This window comes from Pseudoalteromonas sp. SCQQ13 (genome assembly GCF_015864415.1).
Lineage (GTDB): Bacteria > Pseudomonadota > Gammaproteobacteria > Enterobacterales > Alteromonadaceae > Pseudoalteromonas > Pseudoalteromonas nigrifaciens.
On record NZ_JADYXG010000008.1, the window covers coordinates 118,243 to 131,441 of the forward strand.

A 13,199-nucleotide genomic window follows, 5' to 3' on the forward strand; every position below is an offset into this window, starting at 1 on the left:
TACGCGCTTTAATAAACCAGCCAGCGGTGTACTTACTCAATAACAAATAAGTCCATAAAGCTATTTACAGGCATGGCCTCAAGCGCTGTTTGATTTTTACAAAGCGTGAAAATAGTGTGGCATTGTTGATTTTCAAAGCGGGATGCTAAATTAGCTTTAAATTTTTGCTCCAATAGTGGTATCCCTTCCTCACGACGGCGACGATGACCCACAGGGTATTCTATAACTGTGTCCTCGGTGCTACTGCCATCTTTAAAGAAAACCTGAATAGCATTGGCGATAGAGCGTTTATCATCCTCTAAATATTCTTTGGTAAAGCGTGCATCTTCTACGATGTGCATTTTGTTGCGCAGCTCATCAATAATCGGGTGTGCGTTATGAAATTCGTCTTCGTAATGATCAGCGGTTAAATTGCCAAATATTAACGGCACTGCAATCATGTATTGTAAACAATGATCGCGATCGGCTGCGTTATCAAGGGAACCCGTTTTTGAAATAATACGAATGGCCGACTCATGAGTACGCACAACAATTTTATCAATATCGGCTAACCGATCTTTTACCTGAGGATGTAAAATAACCGACGCTTCAGCGGCTGTTTGGGCATGAAACTCAGCAGGAAACGATATTTTAAATAAAATATTTTCCATAACATAACTGCCGTAGCCTTGGGTGAATAAAAACTGCCATTCGGCCTCAGGTTTAAGTGCTTGGTCTTTGTTGGTTTTAGAAAAAGAGACATCATAAAACCCCCATTGCGGGGCTGTTAACACGCTTGGAATGCCCATTTCACCACGCATAGATATATCAGCTAAATGAACAGCTCGGGAAGTTGCATCGCCAGCAGCCCATGATTTACGAGAGCCTGCATTGGGTGCATGCCTATAGGTACGCAGCGCTGAGCCATCTACCCAAGCTTGTGATATAGCGGCCATAATTTGTTGTTTATTGCCGCCCATCATTTTAGTGGCAAGCGCAGTAGATGCAACCCGTACTAATAATACGTGGCATAAACCTACCCGATTAAACGAATTTTTTAGCGCTATTACGCCTTGAATTTCATGCGCCATGATCATGGCCTCTAGCACTTCGCGCATTTTTAAAGGTTGTTCACCCTTGCTCAGTCTCACTTGAGATAGATGATCAGCAACGGCTAAAATAGCACCTAAGTTATCTGACGGATGACCCCATTCGGCGGCCAACCAAGTATCGTTATAATCGAGCCAGCGAATAATGCAGCCAATATCCCATGCCGCTTTTACAGGGTCGAGTACCAAAGATGTGCCCGGTACACGTGCACCATTAGGCACAATAGTACCTGCTACTATAGGGCCGAGGAGTTTGCTGCATTCAGGAAATCGCAGCGCTAATAGCCCACACCCTAAAGTGTCTATTAAACAGTTACGGGCAGTATTGAGTGCTTCCTTGCTGCTTACTTTATAATTTAATACATAATCAGCTATATCTTGTATTACATGGTCGTAATCAGGGCGATTATTAATATCTACATTATTACTCATTTTTTATCCTTATTCGTTTAATGTTAACGATTAGAATGTGCACTGAGTATTTAATACATATTTATTAAACACTTTTACCTTTTACTAGTTTACGTTTTAACCATAGCACGAGGCGTTACCAGCTAATAGGGAAGCAGGTAAACATAATGTCGTATATTTAAAATACACTTATGACTAGGTGAAATTATTATGTACACAGAAATATTGGGCAGCTTTTGTATTCAATATTGTGCAATCTGTATTTAATTACTTAAATTCAAGATAATAGTGGAGACGCAAAAATTAAAAAGGGCAGCGTAGAGATCCGAGTGGATTTTGCGCTGCCCTTATTTATGCAAACTTAACGTTTAAAGTCATGTTTGTATTTAGTTGGTGATTAATCACCATTGCTTATAAACCCAAGTTTACAATTATAACTTAGGTGGCGTACCTTCAGCGTTAGACACTACCGCATCAATTTGTACTAGCGCATTCATAGGGATAGCTGATACGCCTACCACAGTTCTTGCTGGCAAATCACCTTTAAAGAAGCTGGCGTACACTTTATCAATAGCGGCAATATCGCTAATGTTTTTAACTTGAATGTTAACTTTTACAAGGTCGTCCATAACATGATCAATACTCTCTACAATGGCTTTAATATTGTTTAAGCACTGTGTTGCTTGTGTTGTTACGTCATCAGCTACAAGATTAGCCGTTTTTGCATCAATGGGTAATTGTGCTGAAATATGGTTGTAGTGCGAAAATGCCACTGTTTGTGTAGATAGGGCATTAATTGGTGCATTTTGTGTGTTACTTGCTCTAATAATAATGCCGTGTCTGTCCTCAACTGCTTGTGGTGGTGTGCCATCTCCATGGGATATAACTGCATCAATTTGTACTAAAGCATCCATAGGTAGTGCTGCAACAACCATGGTTGATCTTGCTGGTACGTAAGCTACAGCTCTGGCAATAGCTGAGTCTGGAAAAAAGGTTGTATAAACTTCGTTTATTGCGTCAATATCTGCTGGGTTTTTAACAAATATATTTACCTTAACTATGTCGTCAAAGGGTACGTCAATACTCTCTAAAATAGCTTTAATATTACTTAAACACTGTTTAGTCTGATTTTTTATACCACCGGTTACTATTTCTCCCGATTTAGGATCGACAGGTAACTGAGCAGAAATATTATTGTAATGAGAAAAAGCAACTGTATGCGTAGACACTGGGAATATAGGTGCATTATTGCTATTTTTTGCTACTTTAATTAAATCGCAAGGCGCTTGTGGTGTAGTACCTTCGCCATTAGAGATAAGCGCATCCATTTGTACTAATGCCCCCTCTAGCGGTAAAGCTGCCACGGCAACTGTTGTGCGTGTTGGTAAGTAGTCTTGGAAGAAACTGGCGTATACGTCGTTTACAGCATCAATATCTGTGATGTTCTTTAAAAACACATTAATTTTAATCACATCGTCCATAACATGATCAATACTTTCAATAACCGCTTTAATATTTGTTAAACACTGTTTTGCCTGTGTTTTTATATCATCAGCCACAATGTTACCGCTTTTAGGATCAATCGGTAATTGTGCTGAAATATTATTGTAATGCGAAAAAGCAACTGTTTGTGTAGCTACAGTGCAGCTTGGTGCATTATTGGTGTTTCTTGAAAGCTTTATGATTGTGCCGCTCATCTTGATATTTCTCCTAGCTGAGATAGTTATAATGAGGTTTAAATTGACCACATTAAAAGTGGGTTTATTCTCGCAGACTATCTAGCTGCTGCTCGATAGTCATTGATTTGAAGGTAAGGGTAACCATAGCATCAACTATGTTAGCGACAGTAAAGCTACCCTAATGGGGATAATAAATTCAGTTGCTATTAGCCAACTGCCAATACGCCACCAATTACAGCAACAACACCGCCAAGTGCACGGGTAGCGCGGTTATCAGCTTTTAGCATAAGTGTGCCTAAACCACGACCAATAAAGGTGATAGCTAAAGTAGCAACAACAAAGCCTGCCATGTAGCTCAATATACTTGCGCCTTCAGCCATTTCTGCACCGTGGGCATAACCATGTGTAAGCATAAATAAAGCGACTAAGCTTGCGCCTAATACGGTTGGTAATTTAGCCATAGTGGCAATTAAAATACCGGCTAGTAATACGGTCATTGCAATACCGGTTTCAACGCCTGCAAAGCTTAAGCCACTCCAAGCAAGGGCCGCACCTAAAACCATGCCGCCAACTACAAATAATGGCGCGCCGCGTTTCATTGCTGTGCTTTGGCGAATACTCCAAAAGCCAATTGCTGCCATTGCTAATAAGTGGTCAATACCCATCAGTGGATGTAACAAGCCACTAAGAAAACCGTTATGGGTTTCAACGCCATGACCAGGGTGGGCTAAAGCTGCAGTAGCTGTTAGCATTAGGCCTAATCCCATCAGTAATTTGGTCATTATTTTCATACTATTCTCCGTTTATATTTTTTACTATTGAATTGTGTTTTGATTAAAAATTGTGTTGCTTAATTAATACTATTTGGCTTGCCAGGTCGGCGTTCAGGTAACATGCCTTGCTTTAAAATAAAGCTGATAATTTCTTCTAAGCCAACACCATCGTAAAGGTTAGCAAAAACGAAAGGGCGTTCACCGCGCATTTTTTTCGAGTCACGTTCCATTACCTCTAACGAAGCATGTACATATTCTGCGATATCAATTTTATTAATTATTAATAAGTCAGACTTAGTGATACCTGGGCCACCTTTACGTGGAATTTTGTCGCCAGCAGACACGTCAATCACATAAAGTGTTAAATCAGAAAGCTCTGGGCTGAAAGTAGCTGATAAGTTATCGCCGCCAGATTCAACCAGTACTATTTCTAAATTGGGGTGGCGTGCTTGTAAGTCGTCAATCGCAGCTAAGTTCATAGAAGCATCTTCACGAATTGCCGTATGTGGGCAACCACCTGTTTCTACTCCTAAAATACGGTCCGCTGGGAGTGCGTCGTGTTTAAGTAAAAAGTCAGCATCTTCGCGGGTATAAATATCGTTTGTAACCACGGCGATATCATAGTGATCTTTCAATGCTTTACATAATTGACGTAATAAAGCTGTTTTGCCAGAGCCAACTGGGCCGCCAACGCCGATTCGTAAACAATGTGTCATTGCTGTTTTCCTTGTGTATATAGAAGCGTATTAGCTTCGAAATAATCTTGAATATTGTGTTTCGTGCTGTGCACTACCAAGCGCTAAGCCAGGCATAATTGGCCCAAGTTGGTCGTCGGCTAATGCTAATGCAGTGTCGATTGCGATAACCATTTTAGGCCGTAATTGCTCAATTAAACGCTGCGCTGCCGTGTGCCCAAGCGGCATTGCTTTACAGGCAACCGCCAGTTGGTTTTCTAACCAGCCCCAAACAAACCCGAGTAAGCTTTGGCGTACTGGAATTTGTCGCTGCTGCGCTAACCAGGCAAAAACGGTGACATAACCTGGGTCTTGCGGTAATGCTGCATGACCTTGCTCGATTTGTGGCTGTAACTGTAAACTGTTGAGCAAACGCATCAGGGCTAAGCCTAAGCGAGTATCTTCATCGCTTAATTCGGCAGTTTCACGATTTGCATGTAGCCATTCGTTCCAGTAGCTTAAACCTTCGCTGTCGCTTTTAGCCCAGCAGTTTTGTAGCCGAGCAAGTACCGGTAATTCGCAGCGCGTTAAACCGTCGTCAAGCACACCTTCTAACCATTCGCCAAGTTGTTGCTCATTAGTAACCCAGCCAAGTTCAAACGCGCTTTCTAACCCCTGAGACCAAGCAAAAGCACCAATTGGCAGCGCAGGGCTGATCAATTGCATCAAGCCCAATAATGCCAGATCACTGCTTTGTGTTGGCTCAGTATTAGTGTGCATGAGTATGACCATCGGCATGTGAATGTTCATGGGAGTGAGCATGCGATTGCTCACGGCCAGCGTGTGCATATGCACCTGATTCTGGATCAAACGGTGCTTGATGGTGCGTTAATTGCGCGCCTAAAAGTACCGCTAACTCTTCTAATACATGATCTGGCGGAAAACGTATCCAATGGCGACCATCAGCATCAACGCCAATTGCAAGTGACACATGGCGGTTACCTAAGTGGTAACATAAACGTGCCAAAGGCAAGCCGTTTTCTATGTATGCAGTGGTAACCGGCTCATCGGCAGCGCTAATACTAAATACTTCGCCGCTGCTGGCACGCAGTAAATCGCCATTACGAAGCACTGGGCCACGGTCAAGAAATAAACCAACATCATGACCATTGTCGGTCACTGCTTTTAGGCGACCACGAATACGTAACTCGTATGGCAAGGTGAGGGTGTCAAACACAGCATCTTGTGTGTTGCTATCTATTCTTTTTGTTAATTCAAACATCTAATTGTCCTAAAAATGGATTAAAACAAATGGTAGCGCTGGGCTAACGGTAATTCAGTTGCAGGTTCGCAGGTAAGTAATACACCGTCAGCGTGAACCTCATACGTTTGCGGATCTACCGTTAATACCGGGCAAGCATCATTGAGCTTCATATCGCATTTACGCACTTGTCGCACATTTTTACAGGCCACAAGCTGGCTCTTCAAACCGAGCTTTTCTTCAAGCCCAGTATTCATAGCTGCTTGGCTTACAAAGGTCATACGTGTTGCACTTACCGCTTTACCCAGTGCACCAAACATACGGCGGTAATGTACCGGTTGTGGTGTAGAAATAGCTGCGTTTGGATCGCCCATTGCCGCACCTGCAATCATGCCGCCTTTTAATATAATTGACGGTTTAACCCCAAAAAATGGCGGTTTCCACAGTACTAAATCTGCAAATTTACCCACTTCGATTGAGCCTACTTCATGGCTTATACCGTGAGTGATAGCTGGGTTAATAGTGTATTTGGCAATGTAACGTTTTGCGCGAAAGTTATCGGCGCCCAGTGCTTCATCTTCTGGTAATAAACCACGTTGCACGCGCATTTTATGAGCGGTTTGCCACGTACGACACACTACTTCGCCAATGCGACCCATGGCTTGCGAGTCAGAGGACATCATCGAAATAACGCCCATATCATGAAGAATATCTTCGGCCGCAATTGTTTCACGGCGAATACGTGAGTCGGCAAAGGCTACATCTTCAGGAATGTTGGGGTCGAGGTGATGACAGCCCATCAACATATCAAGGTGCTCATCCACGGTATTAATAGTGTATGGGCGAGTCGGGTTAGTTGACGACGGCAACACATTAGGCATAGCACAAGCAACAATAATATCAGGAGCATGGCCACCACCGGCACCTTCAGTATGGTAGGTGTGGATACAACGATCTTTAAATGCCTCTAAAGTATCTTGCACGAAACCAGATTCATTGAGGCTATCAGCATGAATGGCAACTTGAATGTCGTAGCGATCGGCAACATCTAAAGCATTGCTAATAGAAGCGGGTGCTGCGCCCCAATCTTCATGAATTTTTAAACTCATAGCGCCGGCTTTAATTTGTTGCTCAAGTGCTTCGGGAGTACTTGCGCTGCCTTTACCTAGAAAACCAATATTAATCGGTAAATCGTCCACGGCTTGCATCATTTTGCCTAAATGCCATGGCCCCGGTGTATGTGTTGTAGCTACTGAGCCTGTTGCTGGGCCAGTGCCGCCGCCAATCATGGTGGTTAGGCCACTCATGAGCGCTTCGTCAACTTGTTGTGGGCAAATATAGTGCACGTGGGTATCAACGCCACCGGCGGTCAAAATTTGACCTTCACCGGCAATGATTTCGGTACCTGGGCCAATAATAATGTCTATATCGGGCTGTGTATCAGGGTTGCCAGATTTGCCAATAGCAGCAATGCGGCCATTTTTTAAACCTACGTCGGCTTTAATAATGCCCCACCAGTCGATAATCACTGCGTTAGTGATAACCGTGTCCATAACGGCGTCATCACAGCGTTGGCTTTGACCCATGCCATCACGAATAACTTTACCGCCACCAAATTTTACTTCTTCACCATAATGGGTATGGTCGTGTTCTATTTCGACCCATAATTCGGTATCACCTAAACGAATTCTATCACCCGTGGTTGGGCCATACATGTCAGCATAGGCTTGACGAGATATTTTCATTACACGCTCTCCTGTTTAGGTTTATTGTCTAAAGGTCCCATTACTTCACCACGAAAACCGTAAAGACGACGTAAACCTGAATAGGGGATCAAAGATACTTCACGGGTTTGTCCTGGTTCAAAGCGAATTGCTAAACCAGCAGCAATAGCTAAGCGATAACCATAGGCTTGCTCGCGATCAAAACTCAGTGCTGGGTTACTTTCGGCAAAGTGGTAATGAGAGCCAACCTGTACAGGTCGATCCCCTTTATTAGCAACATTAATGGTGATGCTTTTACGGCCAACACACAGTTCAATATCGCCACTTTTTAGTTGATATTCACCTGGAATCATAATGAACTTCCTTAAACTATAGGGTTATGCACAGTGACCAGTTTGGTACCGTCAGGAAACGTTGCTTCTACTTGGACGTCTTGAATCATCTCAGCAATGCCTTCCATTACATCGTCGCGGGTCAACATTTCACGACCCAATGCCATCATTTCTGCCACTGTGCGTCCTTCGCGCGCACCTTCCATAATAGCGCAGGTGATTAGAGCAATTGCTTCTGGGTAATTTAGTTTTAGCCCTTTGGCTTTGCGTCGCTCTGCAAGTAAACCTGCAGTGAATAACATTAATTTATCTTTATCTCTGGGTGTTAATTCCATCGCTAACTCCATAGTCCTCGATGTTGTTATATTAATTACCTATGACTAATTGGCACAGGTAGTGTGTTCGCCTAAGCAAAAGCTAAGACGATATGTTTAAAATATCGGTACAGTTTTCTTCAGCCAAGAGGCTAATCATAAGCAATAACTAGGCTCTGCTTATAATTAACACCTTGGTAAATAATAGTGTTTAATTAATCACCTAAAGAGCATAGGCGATAGAATTATTGTTGTCATTTTTAGCCATGACAAACAGTTAAAAATTAGGTTAACCAAATCCGTGGTATGGTGGCTTGATGTCCGCTTAATAGCGGGCGAAGTATGTTGCGTACTTGTTCAAATAATTTCCATACTTGGTTACGTTCGTGCCCTAAATAGCGCACTAATAAAACGTCACGGCGGTAGGTAGCGGCCCAATTATTACTGGGCGGTAGTTGTTCACGCAGTGCAGCAATAGCTGCTGTTGGATCGCTTAAGCCAACTGTCCAAAATGTGCCATGTACGGTAGCACCACCTTGGCCCCATTTACCGTTAAATCTAGGGTGAGTGGGGTCTAAATTTTGACGCTCTAACCACAATGGCTTACCGTCTTGGGTTAACTTAAAGCGCTGCTCAATACAGCCAGTAGCAAAGGGCAAATCACTGGCAGGGCGACCAAGGCCTAGTATTTCCCAGCCTAGGCACTTAGCTGTTTTAGCCAGTTCAATGTTAAATACTTGCAGCCCACGAGAGCCATCAAAGGCGAGGGTTTCTTGCGGTAACCACTCTAAAATGGCGTTGTCATCCACTTTTAAATTAGTAGTTTGGCTCCATGCAACCCCGTTGCTGTCGGCTTTATAAAGCTTATTGGCAGCAGGTGTGGTAATTAAACTATGCGCACCTTTAGTGAGCGAAATATCGATATTGAGCGCATCGCCACTCACAACCCCACCGGGCGGATGCAGTAAATACACGTGACAGCAACCATCTTTGCCTTCAGGGTAAAAAGGTCTTTGCACACGTAATGGACCATAATGACGAGCAATATTCATGCGCGTAACACGTGTATCGCCGCTGTTTTGAGCACAGAAGCCGAGCGTTAAAGAAGCCGCCCAGTGGCGATTGGCATCAAAGCTATGCCCAGATTTAGCGTCTGCCCGATGTGTTACGGGCATGGAGGAAAGTGTCATCATTCCAACATATACCTTTTATATAGGCCCAGCAGTGCACCTTTCGCTAAATTTATGGCTTTTCTGACGCGCAGGGGTATAGCCTTAAGATAGCAAAATCTTTAAGAACGTCCACATGTGTGGGTTCGGTCAAATTGACGGAGTTGGCTTGTTAGCCTTCGCCGGATGTCAGTATGCGGGCAATTAATTGCCTGAAATTGCAAAACTGATGAAGATAAACTTCGAATACATATCAGGGTGTGTATCTACTTCCCGCAAATAGAGTCTGTTAAAGCTCAAATCATAGGGCGTGTAGAGTTGTGAGGAAATAACTATGTTCTAGCTAGATGTTAGCTGAGGAAAATAAATTGTCCAGAAAAAAATTAAAAAAATTGCATTTTTTCAATGGATTTAACTATTTATTGTTATTTATTAATTAGATACGGGGTTTTTCTGTTGGTACAAAATATGTACCAAAGGTTAAGTGTGATTAAAATAACGGCTACTCAAACATTAGTATAATATTGTATTAGCTGTTTTTAAGCTTTGGATTAGTATAAATATTAAGCCATTGAGGGTAAAAAAAACAAGCTCAGTAATAGCAATTAATGCAAATATACTTTTGCGCTAGCGTACTATTTTAAGTGCTAAAATTATATTTTAGCTTAAAGTATAGACAACTTAATAAGTTAAATACCTTGTATGCTATGAATTTTCTTTGCGATAAAACTGGCTAAGCTATTTGGTATTTTGTACTGCAGCACTATTTACAGGTATAAACATTTTCACAGGTATGCACGTTTTAACCTAAAAATAAGAACGGTTTAATTTAAAATAAGAATAAAAAACAACCATGTAAATTACCGGTTTCTTTTGTATTATTGCAATGACATGCTAACATTCTCAAAGAAAGAATGCTGCGGGCTAAAGTGGCGTTATTCATTAATTAAATAAGAACAACGGATGTTGGCTATCATTAAATTACAATATGAATCGTAGATAGTTGAATGTATATAAATTACAAATAACATACGTTTATTTTTATAAAGCAACTTAAGAGGATGTTTATTATGGCTAAAGTGCTTAAAGCTAAAGAGCATGATATTGGTGGATTAAATGTAAAACGCGTTTTACCTCATCAAGAAAAACGCATGGTAGGTCCATTTGTTTTCTTTGACCAAATGGGGCCAAATAATTTCCCTGCGGGCCAAGGTATAAATGTTAGACCGCATCCACATATTGGTTTATCAACACTAACTTACCTATTTGATGGTAGTATTTTACATCGTGATTCGCTGGGTAATAATTTAGAAATTCGCCCCGGTGATGTTAACTGGATGACCTCCGGCAAAGGTATTACCCATTCAGAGCGTGAAAGCTTTGAAGTACGAGCAAATCCACATTCAATTAGTGGTTTACAGTGTTGGGTTGCATTGCCAGAAGCTATGGCAGAAATTGAACCGTCATTTAATCATGTGAAAAAGAACCAATTACCGCACATTACCCACGAAGGAGTAATGATGCGATTAGTGGTGGGTGAAGCTTATGGTTTAAGTTCGCCGGTTAAAACCTATTCACCCATGTTTTATATTGATGTTGTTGCCAGCAAAGGAAGTGTTATAAAGCGCCCACACCCAGAACAAGAAACTGCAATATTTACCATTTGTGGCGAAGTAACTGTTAACGGTGAAACGTTTGGTACTAATGAGTTTATTTTATTAGAGCCAGGCGATAGCGAAATTACACTGGCAAGTGACGGTCGCTTTATTATGTTAGGCGGCGATAAATTTGAAAAAGTACCATTTTTGTATTGGAACTTTGTGTCATTTAGCAAAGAGCGCATTGAGCAGGCGAAAGACGATTGGGAAAATGGGCGCTTTCCAACTATTCCAGGTGATGATAAAGAGTTTATTCCACTTAAATAATGCCAAAGCTATTGAGCTTTAATAGCTAATTACCTGAGATCCGAATAAAAGCCACATCTATTTATACATCATAACTAGGTGTGGTTTTGCTCAAGTTTAACTTGTCTGAAGATAGCCTGCAGAATTAACAACAAAAATAAAATATAAAGCAATAAGAGGTAATCATGCTTAGAGTCACACTAGAGCAATGGCGAATGTTTCGCTCTGTGGTGCAATTTGGTGGCTTTAATCAAGCCTCACAAGGAATTCATAAAAGCCAGTCAAGTATTCATAATGCGGTGGGTAAAATAGAAAGCTCGCTCGATGTTAAGTTATTTGAAATTGAAGGGCGAAAAACTGTTTTGACTCAAGCAGGTGAGCTAATGCTTAAGCGCGCCAACTTTTTGCTTGATGAAGCCGCTAAGCTGGAAATAGTGGGTCATACTCTTGGTCAAGGCACAGAAGGGAGCCTAAAAATTGCAGTTGATGAAATGTTTCCACAAGCAAGGCTGTATAAAGTGCTTGATACTGTTTCTGCCCAATACCCAATGCTGCAAATTGAGTTGGTGGAATCGGTACTGAGTGGGGCAAGCGAACTGATTGAGAATGCTGATGTAGATATCGCTATTTCACCGGTTGCATTAACAGAAGGTTTTAGTGAGCAACTTTGCCAAATAGACTTTATTGCAGTTGCTAATCCAGATCACACATTACATTCTTTGGGGAGAGATTTAACCGCAGAGGATTTAAAAAGTCATCGTCAAATTGTAGTGCGCGACTCAGGTATGCATCGTAAAAGTGATGCAGGCTGGTTAGGTGCTAACCAGCGCTGGACGGTGAGTCATTTACGCACTTCTATTGATATGATCTGCAGTGGTTTAGGTTTTGCTTGGCTACCTTTAACTTCTATTAAAAATGAACTAGTACAGGGCCAACTCAAAACACTCCCTTTGCAACATAACAGCAAGCGCTCTATGCAGTTGCATTTAATCTTTAAAGATGGCGACAGCTTAGGTCCAGCAGCCAAAGCTTTTTTAGCTGAACTAAGATACCAATGTGAAGAATTACAATAAACATTCTTTTAAATAGAATGATTGATACTAAAACAGCTAATTTTAATCGTATAAACACAGTAGTAAACTGGCTTCATTGAAATAGATGAAGGAATTTATAATGAAATATATAAGAAAGTCACAAGAGCGCGGCTCTGTCGATCTTGGTTGGTTGCAAAGCAAACATAGTTTTTCTTTTGGCAGTTACTACGATCCAAAACATATGGGTGTTTCAGCACTGCGCGTAATAAACGACGACATGGTTATGCCAGGTAAAGGTTTTGGGACGCACGGGCACCGCGATATGGAAATTATTTCGTATGTTATGCAAGGCGCATTAAAGCATGAAGACAGTGAAGGCAATAAGCACACTGTACCGGCAGGCGACGTACAACGTATGAGTGCGGGCAGTGGCGTAATGCATTCAGAATATAATGCATCTAACACTGACCAAGTTAAGTTTTTACAAATTTGGATACAGCCCAATAAAATGGGAATTAAACCAAGTTATGAGCAAAAAAGTATTGCGCAAAATGGTCCACTAACGCCATTACTTACACCAGAGGGCGGCGAAAATGCATTGTCAATTAATCAAGATGCAAGCTTGTCACGCTTAGTTTTAAACGCGCAACAAACGTTTATGCTGGCCTCGGGTAAGCAAATTGGTTACCTGCACATTGTAAAAGGTAGCGTAATGGTTGATGGTAAAGAATTTGCTGCAGGTGATGCCTTTGCGGTTGACCCTGCGACAGAGTTAAACCTTGAAGCAACAGCTGAACTTGAAGCTTTATGGTTTGAATTACCGGCGGATTTCTAGT

General features: G+C 41.7%; 13 protein-coding genes. 3 read left to right on the forward strand and 10 right to left on the reverse strand.

All coding sequences use genetic code 11. The annotated features are described in order from the left end of the window. Window positions 1-32: 32 nt before the first annotated feature. From I6F41_RS08485 to I6F41_RS08530, 10 genes are all read right to left on the reverse strand, one after another. Window positions 33-1,520 (reverse strand): bifunctional 2-methylcitrate dehydratase/aconitate hydratase, encoded by a 1,488-nt coding sequence (locus I6F41_RS08485; RefSeq protein WP_197108151.1) that lies wholly within the window; start codon window positions 1,518-1,520, stop codon window positions 33-35. Window positions 1,521-1,930: 410 nt separating this feature from the next. Then, window positions 1,931-3,196 (reverse strand): RidA family protein, encoded by a 1,266-nt coding sequence (locus I6F41_RS08490; RefSeq protein WP_197108152.1) that lies wholly within the window; start codon window positions 3,194-3,196, stop codon window positions 1,931-1,933. A 188-nt stretch (window positions 3,197-3,384) separates the two neighbouring features. After that, entirely contained in the window at window positions 3,385-3,969 is a 585-nt protein-coding gene (locus I6F41_RS08495; RefSeq protein ID WP_089368418.1) for a HupE/UreJ family protein, read from the reverse strand. A gap of 59 nt (window positions 3,970-4,028) precedes the next feature. Further along, complete coding sequence (ureG, locus tag I6F41_RS08500) at window positions 4,029-4,667, reverse strand: urease accessory protein UreG (RefSeq protein WP_089368417.1); 639 nt, start codon at window positions 4,665-4,667, stop codon at window positions 4,029-4,031. Between the two features lie 30 nt (window positions 4,668-4,697). Next, the gene (locus tag I6F41_RS08505) at window positions 4,698-5,405 is read right to left on the reverse strand and encodes an urease accessory protein UreF (protein ID WP_197108153.1); all 708 of its coding nucleotides are present in this window, start codon (window positions 5,403-5,405) and stop codon (window positions 4,698-4,700) included. Further along, the gene (ureE, locus tag I6F41_RS08510; RefSeq protein WP_197108154.1) at window positions 5,395-5,907 is read right to left on the reverse strand and encodes an urease accessory protein UreE; all 513 of its coding nucleotides are present in this window, start codon (window positions 5,905-5,907) and stop codon (window positions 5,395-5,397) included. The genes I6F41_RS08505 and ureE overlap by 11 nt, the downstream gene beginning before the upstream one ends. Before the next feature lie 20 nt (window positions 5,908-5,927). Next, window positions 5,928-7,631: an urease subunit alpha gene (ureC, locus tag I6F41_RS08515; RefSeq protein WP_011328435.1), complete on the reverse strand. Its 1,704-nt coding sequence runs from the start codon at window positions 7,629-7,631 to the stop codon at window positions 5,928-5,930. Further along, on the reverse strand, window positions 7,631-7,963 hold the full coding sequence (locus I6F41_RS08520) for an urease subunit beta (RefSeq protein ID WP_011328434.1): 333 nt from the start codon (window positions 7,961-7,963) through the stop codon (window positions 7,631-7,633). The genes ureC and I6F41_RS08520 overlap by 1 nt, the downstream gene beginning before the upstream one ends. Window positions 7,964-7,974: 11 nt before the next feature. Further along, a complete protein-coding gene (gene ureA, locus I6F41_RS08525; RefSeq protein WP_011328433.1) occupies window positions 7,975-8,277 on the reverse strand; it encodes an urease subunit gamma in 303 nt (100 codons plus the stop codon). A 263-nt stretch (window positions 8,278-8,540) separates the two neighbouring features. Further along, window positions 8,541-9,449 (reverse strand): urease accessory protein UreD, encoded by a 909-nt coding sequence (locus tag I6F41_RS08530; RefSeq protein ID WP_182683405.1) that lies wholly within the window; start codon window positions 9,447-9,449, stop codon window positions 8,541-8,543. A gap of 1,046 nt (window positions 9,450-10,495) precedes the next feature. Here I6F41_RS08530 and I6F41_RS08535 point away from each other — a divergent pair. The 3 genes from I6F41_RS08535 (at window position 10,496) to I6F41_RS08545 (ending at window position 13,198) form a co-directional block, all read left to right on the forward strand. Beyond that, window positions 10,496-11,350 (forward strand): pirin family protein, encoded by an 855-nt coding sequence (locus I6F41_RS08535; protein WP_011328431.1) that lies wholly within the window; start codon window positions 10,496-10,498, stop codon window positions 11,348-11,350. Between the two features lie 164 nt (window positions 11,351-11,514). Beyond that, complete coding sequence (locus I6F41_RS08540; RefSeq protein ID WP_197108155.1) at window positions 11,515-12,402, forward strand: LysR family transcriptional regulator; 888 nt, start codon at window positions 11,515-11,517, stop codon at window positions 12,400-12,402. A gap of 100 nt (window positions 12,403-12,502) precedes the next feature. Continuing rightward, on the forward strand, window positions 12,503-13,198 hold the full coding sequence (locus I6F41_RS08545) for a pirin family protein (RefSeq protein ID WP_011328429.1): 696 nt from the start codon (window positions 12,503-12,505) through the stop codon (window positions 13,196-13,198). Window position 13,199 lies beyond the last annotated feature (1 nt).

Bases quoted from the DNA above. Each gene is read 5' to 3' on its own strand.
- ureE (WP_197108154.1), bottom strand. From the start codon at position 5,907: ATGTTTGAATTAACAAAAAGAATAGATAGCAACACACAAGATGCTGTG.
- I6F41_RS08545 (WP_011328429.1), top strand. From the start codon at position 12,503: ATGAAATATATAAGAAAGTCACAAGAGCGCGGCTCTGTCGATCTTGGT.
- I6F41_RS08520 (WP_011328434.1), bottom strand. From the start codon at position 7,963: ATGATTCCAGGTGAATATCAACTAAAAAGTGGCGATATTGAACTGTGT.
- I6F41_RS08490 (WP_197108152.1), bottom strand. From the start codon at position 3,196: ATGAGCGGCACAATCATAAAGCTTTCAAGAAACACCAATAATGCACCA.
- ureA (WP_011328433.1), bottom strand. From the start codon at position 8,277: ATGGAATTAACACCCAGAGATAAAGATAAATTAATGTTATTCACTGCA.
- I6F41_RS08535 (WP_011328431.1), top strand. From the start codon at position 10,496: ATGGCTAAAGTGCTTAAAGCTAAAGAGCATGATATTGGTGGATTAAAT.
- ureG (WP_089368417.1), bottom strand. From the start codon at position 4,667: ATGACACATTGTTTACGAATCGGCGTTGGCGGCCCAGTTGGCTCTGGC.
- I6F41_RS08505 (WP_197108153.1), bottom strand. From the start codon at position 5,405: ATGCACACTAATACTGAGCCAACACAAAGCAGTGATCTGGCATTATTG.
- I6F41_RS08540 (WP_197108155.1), top strand. From the start codon at position 11,515: ATGCTTAGAGTCACACTAGAGCAATGGCGAATGTTTCGCTCTGTGGTG.
- I6F41_RS08495 (WP_089368418.1), bottom strand. From the start codon at position 3,969: ATGAAAATAATGACCAAATTACTGATGGGATTAGGCCTAATGCTAACA.
- ureC (WP_011328435.1), bottom strand. From the start codon at position 7,631: ATGAAAATATCTCGTCAAGCCTATGCTGACATGTATGGCCCAACCACG.
- I6F41_RS08485 (WP_197108151.1), bottom strand. From the start codon at position 1,520: ATGAGTAATAATGTAGATATTAATAATCGCCCTGATTACGACCATGTA.
- I6F41_RS08530 (WP_182683405.1), bottom strand. From the start codon at position 9,449: ATGATGACACTTTCCTCCATGCCCGTAACACATCGGGCAGACGCTAAA.